The following is a 19,849-nucleotide window of genomic DNA, read 5'->3' as shown; positions in this document are numbered from 1 at the left end:
CACGAAGCGACTCTAGGTCACCACCGTGACAAGGGTGTGACGGCGGCCGGATTCCATCCCCCCGCGCCCCCGCTCTACTCTGTCGGCAGCCGTCGGCAGCACACGCCACACAGGGGGAGCGAAATTCACATGGACACCAGCAACACCAACCGGCGCCGGATGCGGTCGGGCGGGGTCGCCCTGGGCGGCGTGGGACTGCTCGCCGCCAGCCTCGTGGCCTGCGGAAGCTCCGACGAGCCCGACCGGCGCTGCGCGTCCCGCTCCACGCTGGAGCACCTGAACAGCAAGGAGTGCAAGAGCGGCGGCCACGGCTCGTACTACTACGGCGGCTACGTCAGCTCCGGCAAGGTCGCCGGCGGCAGCTTCGACAAGTCGGCGGTCACCCGCGGCGGCATCGGCGGCCACAGCGGCTCCGGCTCCAGCGGCGGCTGATCCCGTGGAGCGCCACACCATCGAACCCCGCCCCGACTGGCAGAAGACCGTCGAGGAACAGGGCCTGATCTACCCCCTCACCCGCTTCCCCGACGACTCCCTGCGCCCCTACTGGGACGAGAGCGCGTACTACTCCTTCACGCTCCCGGAGGTCGAGGCGCTGGAGGGGGTCGTCGAGGAACTGCACGCCATGTGCCTGGCCGCGGCCGCGCACATCGTCGAACAGGACCGCTTCGCGGACCTCGGGATCACCGACCCGAAGCTGGTCACGCTCATCACCGAGTCCTGGCGGCGGCGCGCCGAGCAGCCCTCCCTCTACGGCCGCTTCGACCTGCGCTACGACGGGTCCGGCAGCCCCGCCAAACTGCTGGAGTACAACGCCGACACGCCGACCTCCCTGGTGGAGGCGGCGAGCCCGCAGTGGTTCTGGATGGAGGAGCGCTTCCCCGGCGCCGACCAGTGGAACTCCCTCCACGAGCGCCTCGTCGACGCCTGGCGCCGCCAGGCCGAACTGCTGCCGCCCGGTCCGCTGCACTTCGCGCACTCCGAGACAGACGAGCTGGGCGAGGACCTGATGACGGTCGCCTACCTCCAGGAGACCGCCCAGCAGGCCGGGATCGAGACCCACCACCTGTCGGTGGAGCAGATCGGCTGGGACAGCCTGTCCGGCCGGTTCGTGGACGAGAAGCTCCGCTTCATCCGCGCCTGCTTCAAGCTCTACCCGTGGGAATGGCTGGCCACCGACGAGTTCGGGCCGCAGGTGCTCGGCACCTACGACCAGGGCGGCGGCTCCGGCACCACCGTGTGGATCGAGCCGGTGTGGAAGATGCTGCTCGCCAACAAGGCGCTGCTGGCGGTCCTGTGGGAGCTGTTCCCCGAGCACCCGAACCTGCTCCCCGCCTACCTCGACGGCCCGCGCGAACTCGCCGGAGCGGACTCCACCGGCTACGTGGCCAAGCCGCTGCTGGGCCGCGAGGGCGCCGGGGTCACGCTCCACGAGGCGGGCGAGGACGGCGAGCCGTTCGTCCCGGCCGAGGGGGAGACGTACGTCTTCCAGGCCCTGGCACCCCTGCCCGACTTCGACGGCAACCGCGTCGTCCTCGGCGCGTGGGTCGTCGAGGAGGAGGCGGCCGGGCTCGGCATCCGGGAATCGGCGGGGCCGGTCACGGACGAGTACGCCCGCTTCCTGCCCCACGTCATCCTCTGACCGTTCCGTCCGTCAGCCGGCGAGGACGGTCCTGAGCTGGTCCAGCCCCCAGTCCAGGTCCTCCTTGGAGATCACCAGCGGCGGTGCGATGCGGATCGTGGAGCCGTGGGTGTCCTTCACCAGGACGCCGAGCTCCATCAGCCTCTCGGAGATCTCCCGGCCCGTCCCGCGGGCCGGGTCGATGTCCACGCCGGCCCACAGACCGCGCCCGCGCACGGCGGTCACCGCACCGGCGCCGACCAGCAGGTTCAGCTCGCGGTGCAGGTGGTCGCCGAGTTCGGCGGCCCGCTGCTGGTACTCGCCCGAGCGCAGCATCGCCACCACCTCCAGGGCGACCGCGCAGGCGAGCGGGTTCCCGCCGAAGGTGGACCCGTGCTCGCCGGGCCGGAACACCCCGAGGACGTCCCGGTCGGCCACCACCGCGGACACCGGTACGACACCGCCGCCGAGCGCCTTGCCCAGGATGTACACGTCGGGGACGACCCCCTCGTGCTCGCAGGCGAAGGTCTTCCCGGTCCGCCCGAGGCCCGACTGGATCTCGTCCGCCATGAACAGGACGTTCCGCTCGCGCGTCAGTTCCCGTACGCCGGTCAGGTATCCGGCCGGCGGCACCAGCACCCCCGCCTCGCCCTGGATGGGCTCCAGCAGTACGGCGACCGTGTTCTCGGTGACGGCGTGGGCCAGCGCGGTGAGGTCCCCGTACGGGACGATCTCGAAGCCGGGGGTGTAGGGGCCGAAGTGGTCGCGGGCGTCGTGGTCCGTGGAGAAGGACACGATGGTGGTGGTCCGGCCGTGGAAGTTGTCGGCGGCGACCACGATCTTGGCGTGGCCGTCCGGGACGCCCTTGACCTCGTAGCCCCACTTGCGGGCGGTCTTCACCGCCGTCTCCACGGCCTCCGCGCCCGTGTTCATGGGCAGCACCATCTCCTTGCCGCACAGCGCCGCGAGCTCCGTACAGAAGTCGGCGAAGCGGTCGTGGTGGAAGGCGCGGGAGGTGAGGGTGACCCGCTCCAGCTGGTCCCGGGCGGCATCGATCAGACGCCGGTTGCCGTGGCCGAAGTTGAGGGCCGAGTAACCGGCGAGCATGTCCAGGAACCTGCGGCCCTCGACGTCGGTCATCCACGCCCCCTCGGCCGACGCGACGACGACGGGCAGGGGGTGGTAGTTGTGCGCGCTGTGCGCGTCGGCGGAGCGGATGGCATCAGCTGTTGTCGACACGGGGTCTCCGATCGTCCGTCAAGTCCTGTGACGAGGGTGGCGTCACTGTGCATCCTCGCTCGCGGGGCGGGAGGAGAAACCTTTCGCGCGGCGCGCCCGCTAAGGTGGGCGGTACGCACGGCGACTGGCGCACGGAGAACCGACTCCGGGGGAGTCGTGCGCGCACGACCGCACACAGGGCCGCTCGCCTGGGCCTCGCGGGGACGAACCGACATCGACCCCGGAGGACCCGCCATGACCGCGCGCCGCCATCCCGCCCTTTTCGCGACCGACCCCGAACTGGCGTCCTTCGTCGCGGCGGAAGAAGTGCTGCAGGCCGAGACCCTGCGCCTGATTCCCAGCGAGAACTACGTGTCCGCCGCCGTGCTCGAAGCCTCCGGCACGGTGCTCCAGAACAAGTACAGCGAGGGCTACCCGGGCCGCCGCTACTACGAGGGCCAGCAGAACGTGGACCGCGTCGAGGCCCTGGCGATCGAGCGGGCGAAGGGCCTGTTCGGAGTCGGCCACGCCAACGTCCAGCCGTACTCCGGCTCCCCCGCCAACCTCGCCGTCTACCTCGCCTTCGCGAAGCCCGGCGACACGGTGATGGGCATGGCCCTGCCGATGGGCGGGCACCTCACCCACGGCTGGGGCGTCTCGGCGACGGGCTCCTGGTTCCGGGGCGTGCAGTACGGCGTCTCCGCCGGTACCGGCCGCATCGACTACGACGCCGTGCGCGAGCAGGCCCTCGCCGAACGACCGAAGATCATCTTCTGTGGCGGTACGGCCCTGCCGCGCACGATCGACTTCGAGGCCTTCGCCTCGATCGCGAAGGAAGCCGGCTCGGTCCTCGTCGCAGACGTGGCCCACATCGCGGGCCTGATCGCGGGCGGTGCCCACCCCTCCCCGGCGGACCACGTCGACGTGATCTCCACGACCACCCACAAGACCCTGCGCGGTCCGCGCGGCGCGATGCTGATGTGCCGCGAGGAGCACGCGAAGGCCATCGACAAGGCGGTCTTCCCCGGTCTCCAGGGCGGCCCGCACAACCAGACCACGGCGGGCATCGCGGTGGCCCTGCACGAGGCCGCGCAGCCCTCCTTCACCGCGTACGCGCACGCGGTGGTGGCCAACGCGAAGGCGCTCGCCGCCGAACTGCTGGCCCGGGGCTTCGACCTGGTGTCGGGCGGCACCGACAACCACCTGATCCTGATGGACCTGACCTCGCGCGGGGTCCCCGGCAAGGTCGCGGCCAAGGCGCTGGACCGCGCGGGCATCGTCGTGAACTACAACACGGTCCCGTTCGACCCGCGCAAGCCGTTCGACCCGTCGGGCATCCGCATCGGCACCCCGTCGCTGACCTCGCGCGGCCTGTCGGCGGAGCACATGCCGCTGGTCGCGGACTGGATCTCCCGGTCGGTCGACGCCGCCGCCAAGGGCGACGAGGCGGCCCTCGCCGCCGTCCGCGCCGAGGTCGGCGACCTCATGGCGGCCTTCCCGGCTCCGGGCCTCCCGCTGTCGTAACCCGGGCCGTCACCCGGCCGGCCTCGCCGCCGCGGGGCCCGGGCAGCGGTACCGCCCGGGCACCGCGGTAAGCGGTCGCTCGACCGGGGCAAGATCAGGCCGCCCCGCTACCGTCCGGTACCCGTGCGGGGTACGGCCGGTGCCGGGGTCCACCGGCAGGGTTCCGGCCAGCGGCGGGCACGGGCCCGCCCCCGCACCTGAGAGAATGGGGCCATGGCTTCTGATCGTCCTCGCGCGCTCTCCGGTATCCAGCCCACCTCCGGTTCGTTCCACCTCGGGAACTACCTCGGAGCCATCCGCCAGTACGTCGCCCTGCAGGAGACGCACGACGCCTTCTACATGGTGGTCGACCTCCACGCGATCACCATGCCGCAGGATCCGAAGGACCTCCGCGCGAACACCCGCCTCTCCGCCGCCCAGCTCCTCGCGGCCGGCCTGGACCCCGAGCGGTGCACGCTCTTCATCCAGAGCCACGTGCCCGAGCACGCCCAGCTCGGCTGGGTCATGAACTGCATCACCGGCTTCGGCGAGGCCAGCCGGATGACCCAGTTCAAGGACAAGTCCGCCAAGGGCGGCGTCAACAACGCCACCGTCGGCCTGTTCACGTACCCGATCCTCCAGGTCGCCGACATCCTGCTCTACCAGGCGAACGCCGTCCCGGTCGGCGAGGACCAGCGCCAGCACATCGAGCTGACCCGCGACCTGGCCGAGCGCTTCAACACGCGCTTCGGCCAGACGTTCACCCTCCCCGCGGCGCACATTGTCAAGGAGGTCGCGAAGATCTACGACCTCCAGGACCCGACGATCAAGATGTCGAAGTCGGCGTCCTCCCCCAAGGGCCTGATCAACCTCCTCGACGAGCCCAAGGTCACCGAGAAGAAGATCAAGAGCGCCGTCACGGACACCGAGGCGGAGATCCGCTTCGACACCGAGAAGAAGCCCGGCGTCAGCAACCTGCTCACCATCTACTCCACCCTCACGGGCGAGACGATCGCCGAGCTGGAGGCCAAGTACGAGGGCAAGGGCTACGGCGCGCTGAAGACCGACCTGGCCGGCGTGATGGTCGACTTCGTCACACCCTTCAAGCAGCGCACCCAGGAGTACCTGGACGACCCGGAGACCCTGGATTCCCTGCTGGCCAAGGGTGCGGAGAAGGCCCGCGCGGTCGCCGCCGAGACCCTCGCGCAGACGTACGACCGCCTCGGTTTCCTGCCCGCGAAGCACTGACGGACCGAGGCCCCTGGCGGTCGGGGGGGTGCTGCCGCCACACTGAGCGGCAGCACCACCGCCGCCCGGCAACCGCGCACACAGACACACGGAGGAGACAGACGTGGGGACCGTAACGCTCGGCGTTTCGATCGCGGTCCCGGAGCCTTACGGCAGCCGGCTCCAGGAGCTGCGCGCGGGCTTCGGGGACGTCGCCGCGCACGGCATTCCCACGCACGTCACCCTCGTACCGCCCACCGAGGTGGACACGGACCGGCTGCCGCAGATCCGGGCCCACCTGGCCGAGGTCGCGCTGTCCTCCCGCCCCTTCGCGATGCGGCTCGCGGGGACGGGTACCTTCCGTCCCCTCTCGCCGGTCGTCTTCGTCCAGCTCGCCGAGGGCGCCCCGGGCTGCACCCGGCTCCAGGGCCGCGTCCGTGATCCCGAGGGCCCGATCAACCGGGAGCTGGCGTTCCCGTACCACCCGCACGTCACGGTCGCCCACGGGATCTCCGAGGAGGCGATGGACCGGGCCTTCGCCGAGCTCGCCGACTACGCCGCCGAGTGGCTGTGCGAGGGCTTCGCGCTCTACGAGCAGGGCTCGGACGGAGTCTGGCGCAAACTGCGCGAGTACCCGTTCGGCAGCGGTCCGACGGGCGTCCCCGCACAGTCCGGGTCACCCGCCGCCACGGCCGCCGAGGCATCGGCGCGGCGCTCCTGACGCAGCGGGCGCAGGGCCTGGAAGGCGCGGAACCTGAGCCTTCGCAGGACCAGGATGTGGAACGGACGGGCCGTCGGGCGAAAAGTCACAATCGACGACCGTAGTACCCGAAACCGGCAATCCCGGCTATTTGCGGCAGCTCAATTACGGTGGCCCCATGGACTGGCTGACGAAACTCCCGGTGATCGGGCCGCTGGCGTCCGCCGCCATGCGGACGCATGCGTGGCGTTCCTACGAGCGGCTCGACCGGGTGCACTGGACCCGGCTGGCGGCCGCCATCACCTTCATCAGTTTCCTCGCGCTCTTCCCGCTGATCACCGTCGCGGCCGCCGTCGGCGCCGCCCTGCTCAGCCAGGAGCAGCTCGACCGGTTGCAGAAGAACCTCTCCGACCAGGTCCCCGGCATCTCCGACCAGCTCGACATCAACGGGCTCGTCGCGAACGCCGCCACGATCGGTCTCGTCGCCGGCGCCCTGCTGCTCTTCACGGGGATCGGCTGGATCGGCTCGATGCGGGACTGCCTGCGCGCGGTGTGGGACAGGGACGACGAGGACGAGGGCAACCCCTTCGCCCGCAAGGGAAAGGACGCCCTCGTCCTGCTCGGCCTCGGCGGCGCCGGCATCGCCTCGGCCGCGGCGTCGATCATCGGGTCCAGCGCGGTCGGCAAGTCCGGCGAGGCGCTCGGCCTGTCCTCCGCAGGCGCGGGCGGGGCGGTGCTGCGGTCCGCGGCCTTCCTGGTGGGCGTCGTGGCGGCCTTCCTGCTGCTGCTCTACGTCCTGACCCTGCTGCCCGGGGTCGAACCCCCGCGCGGCCGCCTGCTCCAGGCGGCCCTGATCGGCGCGGCGGGCTTCGAGCTGCTGAAGCTGCTGCTCAGCGGCTACATGCGGGAGGTCGCGGGCAAGAGCATGTACGGGGCCTTCGGCGTGCCGATCGCCCTGCTGCTGTGGATCAACTTCATGGCCAAGCTGCTGCTGTTCTGCTCCGCCTGGACCGCGACCCGCGACGACGCCGACGCCGACGGCGACGGCGCGCAGGACCCGGAGCCCGGTGACGGGCCGGAAGCCGGGTCCGGGCCGGACGCGGAACCCCGGCCGGACCCGGCGCCCGCACCACGGCCCGCCTGATGCCCCGACCGCCGGGCCGCCCGGCCGCCTCACCGCCTCACCGCCGGGCCGCCTCACCGCCGGCCGCCCGGCCGCCGGGCCCGGCTCCGGCCGGGTGGCTCAGGCGTCCAGGCCGCCCTGGCTGCCCGGGCCCCGGCGGCCGCGCGGCCAGCGCCGGTTGACCACGAACGCCCCGCCGGCCAGGACGGCCAGCGCCCCGCCCGCGATGCCCATCGCCGTGCCGATGCCGCTGCTGCCCGAGTCGTCGCCGCCCGCCGTCGGGCTGTTCTCGTGCGACTGGGCGGGGGAGCCGTACGAGGTGGTGTCCGCGCTCTTCGGCGGCACCAGCTCGCCCACCGGCCGGACCTTCCCTGCCGCCGCGAAGCCCCAGTCGAAGAGCGCGGCGGTCTCCTCGTACACCGAGTTGGCCCCGCCGGTGTCCGGGTTCATGACCGTGACCAGCAGCTTCTTCGACCCCTGCTGGGCGGCGCCGGTGAAGGTGGACCCGGCCATGGTGGTGTTGCCGTTCTTCACCCCGGCGATGCCCTTGTAGGGGCTGATGCCGCCCGCGCCCGTCATCAGCCGGTTGGTGTTCTGGATCTCGAAGAAGTCGCGGGGCTTGCCTTCCTCCTGGAGGCCGGGGAACTTCGCCGTCACCGTGCCGCAGTACTCCCGGAAGTCCTCCTTCTGGAGGCCGGAGCGGGCGATGAGGGTGAGGTCGTAGGCGCTCGACACCTGCTCGGGGGCGTCGTAGCCGTCAGGCGACACCACGTGGGTGTCCAGCGCCTGGAGCTCCTCGGCGTGCGCCTGCATGTCCCTGACGGTCTTGTCGATGCCGCCGTTCATGGCCGAAAGCACGTGCACGGCGTCGTTGCCGGACTTCAGGAACACCCCGAGCCACAGGTCGTGGACCGTGTACTCGTGGTCCTCCTTCACCCCGACGAGGCTGCTGCCCGGGCCGACCCCGGACATCTCCTCGTCGGTGACCTTGTGGACCTTGTCCTTGGGCAGGCCCGGCAGCACCGTGTCCGCGAACAGCATCTTCATGGTCGAGGCCGGGGGCAGCCGCCAGTGGGCGTTGTGGGCCGCCAGGACCTCCCCGGTCTCGGCGTCGGCGACGATCCAGGAACGCCCGGTGATGTTCGCCGGCAGGGCGGGCGCGCCGGGCAGCAGGTTCACCTGGGTGCCCGGCTGGCCGAGCGAGGCACCGCCGACGCTGGACATCGCCGCGGGGGGCGCGGGAGCCGCCTTGGCCCTGGGCGGCTGTCCCTTCCCGTCGGCGGCCGGCGGCGGGGGTTCCGGGTCGGCGTGGGCGGGCGGCGCCAGCATCGCGGGAACCAGCAGCGCGGCGGAAAGGACCGTCAGCGCGGTCTTCTTGGCAGACACGCAGGTGAAAGTACATCCTGATGGGCTGTCCGCCGTCGTGGACCGGCCAACCCGCCGCAACCACCGCCGGGACAGCCCACCCCGGCGCGTCCGTCCTGGGTACCGATCCGATACTGGGGTCATGAAACTCAGCCGCACCTCCTCCTGGTTCCTGCTCGCCTTCGGAGTGTGGAGCTGGTTCATCTGGGTGTCCTTCGTCCGGAACCTGTGGAAGAACGCCAGCGGCCTGTCCTTCGACACGGCCGGTGACCCTACGGGGTACTTCTGGGTCCACTTTCTCCTTGCGGTGACGTCCTTTCTCCTGGGGACGGCCGTTGGTGTGATCGGGTTGCGTGGCGTGCTGGCTCTGCGTCGGGAATCACGATGACCGTATTTGTCTTTGTTCTGATCGCTCTGGCGGTCCTGACGCTGCTGGTGTTCGTTCACCGCTGGCTCTGGATCCGGCTGTTCCGCGACACGACGCGGCCGGGCAGCCCGGTCCGCCGCGCGGGCACCGTCGCCGCCTTCCTGCTGCCGGTGCTGGCGTTGGCCGCCCTCACGGCGGGCCGCGCGGGCGCGCCCTTCTGGCTCCAGCGGACCGTCGCCTGGCCGGGCTTCATGTGGCTGGCGGTGCTGCTGTACCTGACGCTGGCCATGCTGGTCGCCGAGGTGGTCCGCCGCGTGTGGCTGCGCCGCCCGGCCCGCACGCCCCTGGCAGCCGGAGCCGGACGGGGCTCCGCCCCGCACGAGCCGGAGCCGCTGGTCCGCGAGGAGGCGGGCCCGGGCGACTCCGGCCGCGGCGACTCCGGCCACGCGGGTGACGCCGGCGCGGCCGGCGCGGGTCCCGGGGACCTGGCCACGGCCGCGGCCCCCGTGGCGCAGGGCGGCCCGGGCGAGGGACCCGAGGGGGTCACCCGCCGGCTGTTCGTGGCGCGGACCCTCGGCGGCGCGGCCCTGGTCGCCACCGCCGCCACCGTCGGCACCGGAACGTACGGGGTGCTGCGCGGGCCGCGCGTGAAGCGGGTCCAGGTCCCCCTGGCCCGGCTGCCGCGCGCGGCGCACGGCTTCCGCATCGCCGTCGTCAGCGACGTGCACCTGGGTCCGGTCCTGGGGCGCGCCCACGCGCAGCGGATCGTCGACACCGTCAACCGCACGCAGCCGGACCTGATCGCGATCGTCGGCGACCTCGTCGACGGTGACGTCCAGGACCTCGGCCCCGCCGCCGAGCCGCTGCGCCGGCTCACGTCCCGGCACGGCACCTTCTTCGTCACCGGCAACCACGAGTACTTCTCCGGCGCCCAGCAGTGGGTCGACCACGTCCGTGAGCTCGGCCTGACCCCGCTGGAGAACGCCCGCCGCGAGCTCCCGTACTTCGACCTCGCCGGGGTCAACGACGTGGCCGGCGAGACCGAGGGCCACGGCCCCGACTTCCAGGCGGCCCTCGGCGACCGCGACCGGTCCCGTACGTCCGTCCTCCTCGCCCACCAGCCGATCGTGATCGACGACGCCGTGCGGCACGGCGTGGACCTCCAGCTGTCCGGGCACACCCACGGCGGACAGCTGTGGCCCGGCAAGTACCTCGCCGAGCTGGCCAATCCCACCGTCGCGGGCCTGGAGCGCTACGGCGACACCCAGTTGTACGTGTCCCGCGGAGCGGGAGCCTGGGGTCCGCCCGTCCGGGTCGGGGCGCCGTCCGACATCACCGTCGTCGAACTTGCCTCATACCAGGCCTGACCAGGGCCGACCGGGCATCGCGGACCTTCCCGTGGCTGCTTTTCCGTGATTGGGTGACCGATTATCGGATAGCGGGTTCGAATATCGGGGGTTCAGGGGATGCGGTCTGTCCGCTCGAAGGCCATCGCGGCCGGGCTGGTCCTGGGGGTGGCGGGCGTCGGCGGGTGGATGCTGCTGCCCACGGGGGACGACGGCAGGCGCGTGATCCGGGTCGGGACGACCGACGTCGTCTCGGCGCTCGACCCGGCCGGGGCCTACGATGCCGGATCCTGGGCGCTGTTCAGCAACGTCTACCAGTCGCTCCTGACCATCAGGACCGGCTCGGACACCCCGGTCCCGGACGCCGCGTCCTCCTGCAAGTTCGTCGGGCAGAAGCTGACCACCTACCAGTGCGAGCTCCGCCCGGACCTGAAGTTCCCCGGGGGCCGGGCGGTCACGGCCGAGGACGTGAAGTTCTCCTTCGACCGGATCAAGCGGATCAACTCCGACCAGGGTCCCGCCCCGCTGTTCAACACCCTGGAGTCGGTGAAGGCCGAGGGCCGCACGGTCACCTTCAACCTGTCGGCCCGCGACGCCACCTTCCCCTTCAAGATCGCGACGGGTGCCGCCTCGATCGTCGACAAGGAGAAGTACCCGGCCGGCGCGCTCCGCGAGGGGAACGGGGCCGACGGCACGGGCCCGTACGTCCTGGACGCGTACGAGCCGGGCGAGAGCGCCGAGCTGAAGCCCAACCCGGCCTACAAGGGGCAGGGCAAGCCCGCCCGGGCGAGCGTCACCGTCCGGTACTTCGAGGACTCCGCCGACCTCGACAAGGCCTGGCGGGAGCGGCAGGTCGAGGTCGCGCACCGAGACATGCCGCCCGAGGTCCTCGCGGGCCTTAACCCGGGCATGAAGGACACCCGCTACCAGGCGTCCGGCGGTAGCGAGACCCGCGCCGTGGTCTTCAACGTCCGCCCGGGCTCCGCGGCGGAGAAGCCGGCCGTCCGCCAGGCCGTGGCCGCCGTACTGGACCGCTCGAAGATCTCCGGCGACGTGTACAAGGGCACGGTCACCCCGCTCTACTCCCTCGTCCCGGCGGGCATCGCGGCGCACAGCACGCCCTTCTACGACGCGTACCCGTCGCCCAACGGCACGCTCGCCCGCAAGCTCCTCAAGGACGGCGGGATCACCGCTCCCGTCACGCTGACGCTGGGCGTGAACCAGCGCGGCGCGAACGAGGCCGAGGCCGGGGAGGTCAAGCGGCAGCTGGAGTCCACCGGCCTGTTCCAGGTGGCCGTGAAGCCGGTCCAGGAGTGGGCGGACTTCCAGAAGGGGTACGCGGCCGGCGCGTACGACGCCTACACGATCGGCTGGATCGCCGACTTCCCGGACGCCGACAACTTCCTCGCCCCGCTGGTCGGCGCCGGGTCCAGCATGAACAACGGCTTCTCCGACAAGACCGTCGACGAGCTGATCACCCGCACCCAGTCCTTCTCGGACCGCGCCGGGGCGGCCGCCGACTTCCGCGAACTCCAGAAGGCCGTCGCCCAGCAGGTCCCGATGCTGCCGATCTGGCAGAAGAAGGACTACGTCATGTCCCGCGAGGCCGTCACCGGCGCGCAGTACCTCTCCGACGGCACGGGCGTCTGGCGCCTGTGGGAGCTGAACTGGCTGTGACGGACCCGGTCTGACGGACCGGGTCCTCCGGGCGGCGCCCCCGTTCAGTCGAGCGGGGGCGTGTCCCCGTGCGCCAGCAGGAGCGTGCGCAGGGCCTCGGCGAGGGCGGAGGACCCCTCGCGGCCGAGGGGCTCCAGCAGCCGGGCGTAGTGGTCGAGGTGGGCCTCCATCACCTTCCCGCTGATCTCCAGGCCCCGGTCCGTCAGCCGGATCCGCACCGAGCGCCGGTCGGTCTCGTCGCGCACCCGCTCCACGAGCCCCTTGGCCTCCAGGCGGTCGATGCGGTTGGTGATGGCGCCCGAGGTCACCATGGCGGCGGGGATCAGGGCCCCGGCGGTCAGCGCGTACGGGGGGCCCGAGCGGCGCAGGCTGGCGAGGAGGTCGAACTCGCCGACCTCCAGGCCGTGTTCCGCCATGAAGGTCTTGAGCTGCTTGTCGATGATCCGGGTCATCCGCTGGATCCGGGCCAGCGCTTCGACGGGCCACAGTCCGTCCGTCAGGTCGGGGCGTTCGGCCGTCCACTGTCCGATGACGTGGGCCACCATGTCGTTCTCCATACCGCGAGAATACCTCAACGTTAAGACACTTGACGTTGAGGTAGTGGGCTGATTTTATCTCAACGTTGAGATTGTCAAGGTTGAGGAAGTGGGCCGGGCCATGTCTGCCACCACCCGTGCGAGCACCGCGAGCACCGCCGCGAGCACTCCCACGAACACCCCGTACCCCCCGGTCGCACCGGGCCCGAGCGGGAGCGCCGAGCGCGCCGGGAGCCCGGTCCGGCCCGTTCCCGTCCTGTGGCTCGCCCTGCTGGCCACGCCCCTCGCCGCCGGGGCCAACGCGCCGGTGCTGATCCTTCCCGAGCTGGCGGGCTCCCTCGGCGTCCCCGTCGGCTCCGCCGCCCAGCTGCTCACCGCCTTCGGCTGGGCCGTGGCCGTCGGCACCCCGCTGCTCGCCGGGCTGCTGCGCCGCCGGGGCCTGGCGGCCCTGCTCCACCTGGCCGCCGCGCTGACCCTGGCCGGCGCCGTGCTCGTCGCCGTCTCCCCCTGGCTGCCGCTCACCCTGCTCGGCCGCTGCGCCCAGGCCGCGGGCGGCGCCGGCTTCGTCGCCGCCGCGATCAGCCTCGCCGGGACCGCCCGCCGGATGGGCGTCATCAGCGCCGGCTTCGGCATGCTCGGCGCGACCGGACCGCTGCTCGGCCAGGCCCTCACGCAGGCGGTGTCCTGGCGGCTGGCCCTCGCCGTCCCGGTGGTAACCCTGCTCGCCGTCCCGGCCGTCCTCCGCCACACCGGGCGGGCGCCGGCGGCGCCCGCGCCGGGCCGCTTCGACGCCCGGGGCGCCGCCCTGCTGACCGTGCTCGCGACCGCCCTGGTGCTGCTGGCGACCGCTCCGCTCGCCGCCCTGGGCGCGGCCCTCGCCGCCGCCGCACTGCTCGTCCTGCACGTACGCCGCCGCCCCGACGGCTTCGTACCGGCCGTCCTGCTGCGCTCGCCCGTCTTCCTCGTCTCGGCGCTGCTCGCGCTCGTCCTGTCGACGTCCTACTTCACCGTGCTGCTGTCGGTGCCCCGGCTGCTCGCCGAGCGCGCCGGCTGGGACACGGGCTCCGCCGGGGCCGGACAGCTCGTGGCCCTGCTCGCCGGATCCGCCCTGTCCTGGCCGCTCGCCGCCGCCTCGGCCCGCATGAGCCGCACGGCCGTCCGTACGGTCCTCGTCGCGACCGGCGCCGCCTCGGCCCTCGTCGCGCTCCTCGCGGACTCGGCCCCGCTGCTGCTGGCGGCCACGGCGGCGGGCGTGTTCACCGCCTCCGCCGCCAACGCCGTCCTGTCCACGCACGCCGTGGCCAGTGCCCCCGACGCCGGCCGACGGCCCGCGGCCATCGGCCTGTTCACCCTCTGCTACCAGCTGGGCGGCGCCTTCGGCCCCGCCCTCGCGACCCTCCTGGTGCTCGGAGCCTGAACCGGGCGGTCGCGGCCCGTACTCCTGGCTACTCCTCGCCGGGATGCGGGTCCGAGGCCCGCTTGCCGCGCGCGACCGCCGTCTGGGCCATGCCCGGCAGGAAGTCCGCGAACAGTTCGTGCACCTCGCGCACCAGCGGACGCAGCACCCGGAACCGGGCAAGGACGATGCCCCGCGTCGTCAGCTGTGCCCCGCGCTCCGCGAGCCGCCGGGTCTTCTGGCTGTCCGGCGAGCGGTCGAACACCCAGTACAGGACCAGCCCCATCTGCGAGAGCCACATCAGCTCCGGCAGTACGTCGGCCAGTTCGTCCGGGACCTTCGTCTTCGCGCCGGCGAGCACCTCGCGGTGCATGTCGATCGCCGCCTTGCGCGCCGGTTCCGATTCCGGCGAGAAGGGGCTGAGCGGGCTCTCGGGGTCGGCGGCGTTCTTGAAGAACTGCGAGGCGAACTCGTGGTAGGGCGCCGCGATGTCCAGCCAGCTCGTCAGGACCCCCGCGAGCCGCTTCTGCAGATCGGTCTCCTGGTCCAGGATGGGCCGGACCGCCCTCTGGTGGGCCGCGCCGATCCGGTCGTAGAAGCCCTGGACCAGGTGCTCCTTCGACTCGAAGTAGTAGTACGCGTTGCCGACCGAGACCCCTGCCTCCTTGGCGATGCCCCGCATGGTCGTCTTGTCGAAACCGCGCTCCTGGAAGAGCCGGAGCGCGGTTTCGAGGATGAGCGTCCGGGTCTGCTCGCTCTTGGGCGCCTTCTGATCTGTCACGGTGTCCGACCTTATCGGGGTACGGCGCACTGGTCGTCACAGAGTGGGTCCCCGTGCTCCGCTTCGGGGTTGGTCCGTACCGCGTGGCGCACGGCGGCGGCGGTGTGCATGGCCGCCTTGGCGAAGGGCCGGCCGGCCGGTGTGGCCAGCCAGTTCGCCTTCGGGCGGTGCTCGGCGAGGGCCCACAGGCACACGATGAAGGCGTCGGTACCGCTCCACACCTGGCCCTGGTCGCCGATCACGGTGATCTCCCTGAGCGTCGCCCGGTGGTCGAGCGCCGGGTAGCGGTGCCGGGCCTCGTAGGACGCGGCCGGCACGAGCCGCAGCGGTACGAGCCACCGCTGGGCGAGCAGCCAGTGCCGGATGTGCACGCAGACCGGGCAGTTGGCGTCGTAGAGGACGGTCAGGTGGCGGACGGGCGCCGACTGCGGCCGCACCGCTCAGGCTCCGGCCGGCGCGGTCCACCCCTGCGGGGCGACGGGCGGGGTCTGCTGACGCTCCATGACGCCCCGGCGGCGCATCTTGTTGAGCACCCACACGTTCCCGAGGTGCATGACGCCGAGGACGAGCAGGACGACGCCGAGCTTGACCGACAGTGCCTCGAAGAGGTCGCGGGCCTCGATGATGTCCTCGCTCGACCGCAGGTAGAGGGTCACGAACCCGATGTTCACGAGGTAGAAGCCGACCACCAGGAGCTGGTTCACGGCGTCGGCGAGCTTCTCGTTCCCCTGGAGGACGTCGCCGATGAAGACCCGGCCGTTGCGGCTGAGCGTACGGGCCACCCAGACGGTGAGCCCGATGCTGATGAGCAGGTAGATGATGTACGCGACCACGGTGAGGTTCATTGCCCTCAGCCCCCTTGAACGTGTTCAACTGCTGACGTCCTTGACTGTAGACCTCTTTTTGAACAGGTTCAAGCTTGCTTTTGAACAAGTTCAGGGGGCTGGGGCGGGCATGCGTGCAGGTCCTACCGGGCGCCGAGGAACCCGATCAGCAGGTCCGTGACCTCCTCCGGCCGCTCCAGGGAGGGGAGATGGCCGGCCCAGGGCAGTTCGCGGTACTCGGCGCCCGGGATCAGGGCCGGGAGGCCGGCCGGGATGCGCCGGTAGTCGGGGAGGTCGTGGGCCCCTCCGACGGCGAGCACCGGGGCGGTCACGGACCCCAGGTCGACCTCGGGCTCGGGGAGTTCGTGGCCCCCGGTGGCGGCCAGGGCCCCCTTGAGGTTGCCCAGCTCCATCTCCCGTACGGCGGCGTGCGCGGCCTCGCCGGCCTCCGGGCCGAGCCAGGTGCGGGCGCTCAGCGCCGCCGCGCCCGCCAGGTCCCCGGCCGCCACGAGGGCGTCCTCGGCGGCCCCGTACGCGCGCACCTCCGGGCCGTCCGGCGACAGCCCGGGCCGTCCGGGGCAGAGCAGTGCCACGCGGGCGACCCGCTCGGGGTGCAGGGCGGCGATCAGCAGGGATATCCGGCCGCCGTAGGAGGAGCCGACGAACGAGGCCCGCTCGACGCCCAGCCGGTCCAGCAGGGCCAGTACGTCGCCGTGGTCGCTGTACGGGGCCTCGGCGGCGGGGGAGTCCCCGCAGGTCCGGAAGTCGGCACGGACGACGCGGAAGCCCGCCTCGGCGAGCGGGACCCACTGGGGGTCCCACATGCGCCGGTCGCAGACGGAGGAGTGCAGCAGGACGACGGTGGGCGCGCCGACGGGACCGGTCACGTCATGGGAAAGGATCATGCCGCGATCCTGCCCCGGGCCGGTGCCCACCGCCACCCCGTTCCCCCTGGTCAGGAGTACGGGGTGGGAAGGTGTCAGACGCTCAGGGAGCGGGCGTAGTTGAGCTGGCCCATGACCCACTGCATGGCGTAGGCGTCGGTCGCCGGGATCATCGTCGAGTGGTGGCGGCCGCCGGAGGTGACCGTGACCTGGATGAAGCCGGTGGTGACCTTCTCCTTCATCAGCAGGAACAGCAGGCCGACCAGGCAGAGCAGGGCGAAGACGATCGCCAGCACGATCGCGTGCGTCGGGATCTTCTCCTCGGTGCGCGAGAAGTCGGTGGCGTTCCACATCGCGCCCCGCAGCGGCATCGTCCCCGACGGGGTGATGATCTGGTCGCCGGAGATGGTGATGTCGCCCAGGGCGAACCCGGCGCCGCCCATCGGGCCGGGCACGGGCGCGGGCAGGCCCGCGCCGATGGTCGGCTGGTAGGGCTGGGGCGCCGCCGGATAGGGCTGCGGGTAGCCGTAACTGGGCTCGCCCGGGCCCCACGTGTAGTCGCCCTGACCGGGCTGCTGCCCCGGACCGCCCGCATAGGGATTCGGCTGCTGCTCACTCATACGGCCGATCTTTCCACAGCGGCCGCCGCCTCCGTACCCCGCGCGCGGGGCCGCGTGGGCCCCGAACGGCCGAGGCCCGCGCCCCCGGAGGGGTGCGGGCCTCGGCGCCGGCGGACGGGTCCGCGGCGGGAAGGTCAGAAGCGGCGCGTGATCAGGGCGCGCTTGACTTCCTGGATGGCCTTCGTGACCTCGATGCCACGCGGGCACGCGTCGGTGCAGTTGAAGGTCGTGCGGCAACGCCACACGCCGTCCTTGTCGTTCAGGATCTCCAGCCGCTGCTCGCCGGCCTCGTCGCGCGAGTCGAAGATGAAGCGGTGCGCGTTGACGATCGCCGCCGGGCCGAAGTACTGGCCGTCGTTCCAGAACACCGGGCACGAGGACGTGCACGCGGCGCACAGGATGCACTTGGTGGTGTCGTCGAAGCGCTCGCGGTCCTCGGCGGACTGCAGGCGCTCGCGGGTCGGCTCGTTGCCCTTGGTGACCAGGAACGGCATGACGTCCCGGTACGCCTGGAAGAAGGGCTCCATGTCGACCACGAGGTCCTTCATCACCGTGAGGCCCTTGATGGCCTCGACGGTGATCGGCTTCTCCGGGTTGATGTCCTTGATCAGCGTCTTGCAGGCGAGCCTGTTCTTGCCGTTGATCCGCATCGCGTCGGAGCCGCAGATGCCGTGCGCGCACGAGCGGCGGAAGGTCAGCGTGCCGTCCAGGTCCCACTTGATCTTGTGGAGACCGTCGAGCACGCGCTCCTTCGGGTCGATCTCGACCTGGAAGTCCTGCCAGGTCGACTCCTCCGAGATCTCCGGGTTGAAGCGGCGGATCCGGAAGGTGACCGTGATGAACGGCGAGGCGGCGGCCGCCGCCTCCATCTTGTCGAGGGTCGGGGTGGCCATCAGTACTTACGCTCCATCGGCTGGTAGCGGGTGACGACGACGGGCTTGTAGTCCAGCCGGACGGAGTCCTTGCCGTCGGCGCCGACCTCGCGGTACGCCATGGTGTGGCGCATGAAGTTGACGTCGTCGCGGTTCGGGTAGTCCTCGCGGTAGTGACCGCCGCGGGACTCCTTGCGCGCGAGCGCGGACACCGCCATGACCTCGGCCAGGTCGAGCAGGTTGCCCAGCTCGATGGCCTCCAGCAGGTCCGTGTTGAAGCGCTTGCCCTTGTCCTGGACGGACACGTTCTTGTAGCGCTCGCGCAGCTCCGCGATCTTCTCCACCGCGGTCTTGATGGTCTGCTCCGTACGGAACACCATCACGCAGGCGTCCATCGTCTCCTGGAGCTCCAGACGCAGGTCGGCGACCCGCTCGTGGCCCGTGGAGTTGCGCAGGTGCTCGACCAGGTCGGCGACCTGCTGCGCCGGGTTCTCCGGCAGCTCGACGTAGTCGTTCTCGGCCGAGTACTTGGCCGCGGCGATGCCCGAGCGCTTGCCGAAGACGTTGATGTCCAGCAGCGAGTTCGTGCCCAGGCGGTTCGCGCCGTGCACCGACACGCAGGCGACCTCGCCGGCCGCGTACAGGCCGGGGACGACGGTGGTGTTGTCGCGCAGGACCTCACCCTCGACGTTGGTCGGGATGCCGCCCATGGCGTAGTGCGCGGTGGGCTGGATCGGGATCGGGTCCGTGTACGGCTCGATGCCGAGGTACGTACGGGCGAACTCGGTGATGTCCGGGAGCTTCGCGTCGAGCTGCTCCGGCGGCAGGTGCGTCAGGTCCAGGTACACGTGGTCACCGGCGGGACCGCAGCCGCGGCCCTCACGGATCTCGGTGTAGATGGAGCGCGAGACGACGTCGCGGGACGCGAGGTCCTTCATGACGGGCGCGTACTTCTCCATGAAGCGCTCGCCGTCCTTGTTGCGGAGGATGCCGCCCTCACCGCGGGCGCCCTCCGTCAGCAGGATGCCCATGCGCCAGATGCCCGTCGGGTGGAACTGGAAGAACTCCATGTCCTCCAGCGGCAGGCCGCGGCGGTAGCAGGCCGCCTGGCCGTCACCCGTGAGGGTGTGCGCGTTGGAGGTCACCTTGAAGAACTTGCCGGTGCCGCCGGAGGCGTAGATGACGGCCTTCGCCTGGAACACGTGGATCTCGCCGGTGGCGAGCTCGTACGCGACCACGCCGGCCGACTTCGTGACGCCGTCCTCCTCGACCAGCAGCTGGTCCAGGACGTAGAACTCGTTGAAGAACTCCACGCCCTCCTTGACGCAGTTCTGGTACAGCGTCTGGAGGATCATGTGGCCCGTGCGGTCCGCTGCGTAGCAGGACCGGCGGACCGGCGCCTCGCCGTGGTTGCGGGAGTGACCGCCGAAGCGGCGCTGGTCGATGGTGCCGTCCGGGGTGCGGTTGAACGGCAGGCCCATCTTCTCGAGGTCGAGGACCGCGTCGATGGCCTCCTTCGCCAGGATCTCGGCGGCGTCCTGGTCGACCAGGTAGTCACCGCCCTTGACCGTGTCGAAGGTGTGCCACTCCCAGTTGTCGTCCTCCACGTTGGCCAGCGCGGCGGCCATGCCGCCCTGCGCGGCGCCCGTGTGGGAGCGGGTGGGGTACAGCTTCGTCAGCACGGCGGTGCGGCTGCGCTTCGTCGCCTCGATGGCGGCGCGCATGCCGGCGCCACCTGCGCCGACGATGACGGTGTCGTACTTGTGGATCTTCATGGGATTCGCCTCAGCCC

20 protein-coding genes are annotated in these 19,849 nt (G+C 71.6%); 10 read left to right on the top strand and 10 right to left on the bottom strand.

The features are described 5' to 3' along the window. Window positions 1-129: 129 nt before the first annotated feature. Window positions 130-432 (top strand): hypothetical protein, encoded by a 303-nt coding sequence (locus tag ABZZ17_RS01685; protein ID WP_356870844.1) that lies wholly within the window; start codon window positions 130-132, stop codon window positions 430-432. A 4-nt stretch (window positions 433-436) separates the two neighbouring features. Beyond that, window positions 437-1,639 (top strand): glutathionylspermidine synthase family protein, encoded by a 1,203-nt coding sequence (locus tag ABZZ17_RS01680; protein WP_356870842.1) that lies wholly within the window; start codon window positions 437-439, stop codon window positions 1,637-1,639. Between the two features lie 12 nt (window positions 1,640-1,651). Here the strand turns inward: ABZZ17_RS01680 and rocD are convergent, their stop codons facing one another. Continuing rightward, window positions 1,652-2,857: an ornithine--oxo-acid transaminase gene (gene rocD, locus ABZZ17_RS01675; protein ID WP_356870840.1), complete on the bottom strand. Its 1,206-nt coding sequence runs from the start codon at window positions 2,855-2,857 to the stop codon at window positions 1,652-1,654. Between the two features lie 234 nt (window positions 2,858-3,091). On the opposite strand from rocD, the gene glyA reads away from it, so the two are divergent. The 4 genes from glyA (at window position 3,092) to ABZZ17_RS01655 (ending at window position 7,410) form a co-directional block, all read left to right on the top strand. Then, on the top strand, window positions 3,092-4,360 hold the full coding sequence (glyA, locus tag ABZZ17_RS01670) for a serine hydroxymethyltransferase (RefSeq protein WP_356870838.1): 1,269 nt from the start codon (window positions 3,092-3,094) through the stop codon (window positions 4,358-4,360). A gap of 213 nt (window positions 4,361-4,573) precedes the next feature. Beyond that, window positions 4,574-5,587, top strand: coding sequence for a tryptophan--tRNA ligase (trpS, locus tag ABZZ17_RS01665; RefSeq protein ID WP_356870836.1), 1,014 nt, complete (start codon window positions 4,574-4,576; stop codon window positions 5,585-5,587). 103 nt (window positions 5,588-5,690) lie between these two features. Then, on the top strand, window positions 5,691-6,287 hold the full coding sequence (locus tag ABZZ17_RS01660) for a 2'-5' RNA ligase family protein (protein ID WP_356870834.1): 597 nt from the start codon (window positions 5,691-5,693) through the stop codon (window positions 6,285-6,287). 157 nt (window positions 6,288-6,444) lie between these two features. Beyond that, window positions 6,445-7,410 (top strand): YhjD/YihY/BrkB family envelope integrity protein, encoded by a 966-nt coding sequence (locus tag ABZZ17_RS01655; protein ID WP_356870832.1) that lies wholly within the window; start codon window positions 6,445-6,447, stop codon window positions 7,408-7,410. Between the two features lie 99 nt (window positions 7,411-7,509). Here ABZZ17_RS01655 and ABZZ17_RS01650 read toward each other — a convergent pair whose 3' ends face one another. Further along, window positions 7,510-8,775 (bottom strand): D-alanyl-D-alanine carboxypeptidase, encoded by a 1,266-nt coding sequence (locus ABZZ17_RS01650; protein WP_356870830.1) that lies wholly within the window; start codon window positions 8,773-8,775, stop codon window positions 7,510-7,512. Between the two features lie 121 nt (window positions 8,776-8,896). Between ABZZ17_RS01650 and ABZZ17_RS01645 the strand changes: the two genes are divergently transcribed. The 3 genes from ABZZ17_RS01645 (at window position 8,897) to ABZZ17_RS01635 (ending at window position 12,144) form a co-directional block, all read left to right on the top strand. Beyond that, complete coding sequence (locus ABZZ17_RS01645; protein ID WP_356870828.1) at window positions 8,897-9,142, top strand: hypothetical protein; 246 nt, start codon at window positions 8,897-8,899, stop codon at window positions 9,140-9,142. Next, complete coding sequence (locus ABZZ17_RS01640) at window positions 9,139-10,488, top strand: metallophosphoesterase (protein WP_356870826.1); 1,350 nt, start codon at window positions 9,139-9,141, stop codon at window positions 10,486-10,488. Before ABZZ17_RS01645 ends, ABZZ17_RS01640 begins: the two co-directional genes overlap by 4 nt. 99 nt (window positions 10,489-10,587) lie before the next feature. Next, window positions 10,588-12,144 carry an ABC transporter substrate-binding protein gene (locus ABZZ17_RS01635; protein ID WP_356870824.1) on the top strand — a complete coding sequence of 519 codons (1,557 nt, stop codon included), beginning with the start codon at window positions 10,588-10,590 and terminating at the stop codon, window positions 12,142-12,144. A gap of 44 nt (window positions 12,145-12,188) precedes the next feature. On the opposite strand, the gene ABZZ17_RS01630 is transcribed toward ABZZ17_RS01635, so the two are convergent. After that, complete coding sequence (locus ABZZ17_RS01630) at window positions 12,189-12,701, bottom strand: MarR family transcriptional regulator (RefSeq protein WP_356870822.1); 513 nt, start codon at window positions 12,699-12,701, stop codon at window positions 12,189-12,191. Window positions 12,702-12,801: 100 nt separating this feature from the next. Between ABZZ17_RS01630 and ABZZ17_RS01625 the strand changes: the two genes are divergently transcribed. Beyond that, window positions 12,802-14,097 (top strand): MFS transporter, encoded by a 1,296-nt coding sequence (locus ABZZ17_RS01625; protein ID WP_356870820.1) that lies wholly within the window; start codon window positions 12,802-12,804, stop codon window positions 14,095-14,097. A gap of 28 nt (window positions 14,098-14,125) precedes the next feature. Here the strand turns inward: ABZZ17_RS01625 and ABZZ17_RS01620 are convergent, their stop codons facing one another. From ABZZ17_RS01620 to sdhA, 7 genes are all read right to left on the bottom strand, one after another. Beyond that, window positions 14,126-14,857 (bottom strand): TetR family transcriptional regulator, encoded by a 732-nt coding sequence (locus ABZZ17_RS01620; RefSeq protein WP_356870818.1) that lies wholly within the window; start codon window positions 14,855-14,857, stop codon window positions 14,126-14,128. Between the two features lie 11 nt (window positions 14,858-14,868). Beyond that, window positions 14,869-15,294: a DCC1-like thiol-disulfide oxidoreductase family protein gene (locus ABZZ17_RS01615; protein ID WP_356870816.1), complete on the bottom strand. Its 426-nt coding sequence runs from the start codon at window positions 15,292-15,294 to the stop codon at window positions 14,869-14,871. 3 nt (window positions 15,295-15,297) lie between these two features. Beyond that, entirely contained in the window at window positions 15,298-15,702 is a 405-nt protein-coding gene (locus ABZZ17_RS01610; protein ID WP_356870814.1) for a hypothetical protein, read from the bottom strand. Window positions 15,703-15,824: 122 nt separating this feature from the next. After that, a complete protein-coding gene (locus ABZZ17_RS01605; RefSeq protein ID WP_356870812.1) occupies window positions 15,825-16,586 on the bottom strand; it encodes an alpha/beta fold hydrolase in 762 nt (253 codons plus the stop codon). A 74-nt stretch (window positions 16,587-16,660) separates the two neighbouring features. Next, on the bottom strand, window positions 16,661-17,185 hold the full coding sequence (locus ABZZ17_RS01600) for a hypothetical protein (protein WP_356870810.1): 525 nt from the start codon (window positions 17,183-17,185) through the stop codon (window positions 16,661-16,663). 134 nt (window positions 17,186-17,319) lie between these two features. Further along, window positions 17,320-18,078, bottom strand: a complete 759-nt coding sequence (locus ABZZ17_RS01595; RefSeq protein WP_189733159.1) for a succinate dehydrogenase iron-sulfur subunit — start codon at window positions 18,076-18,078, stop codon at window positions 17,320-17,322. Then, a complete protein-coding gene (gene sdhA / locus ABZZ17_RS01590) occupies window positions 18,078-19,832 on the bottom strand; it encodes a succinate dehydrogenase flavoprotein subunit (protein ID WP_356870807.1) in 1,755 nt (584 codons plus the stop codon). Before sdhA ends, ABZZ17_RS01595 begins: the two co-directional genes overlap by 1 nt. Between the last annotated feature and the right edge of the window lie 17 nt (window positions 19,833-19,849).

This window comes from Streptomyces sp. NPDC006512 (assembly GCF_040611935.1).
In the GTDB taxonomy this organism is placed as follows: domain Bacteria; phylum Actinomycetota; class Actinomycetes; order Streptomycetales; family Streptomycetaceae; genus Streptomyces.
This window is presented reverse-complemented; position numbering and strand designations above follow the sequence as displayed.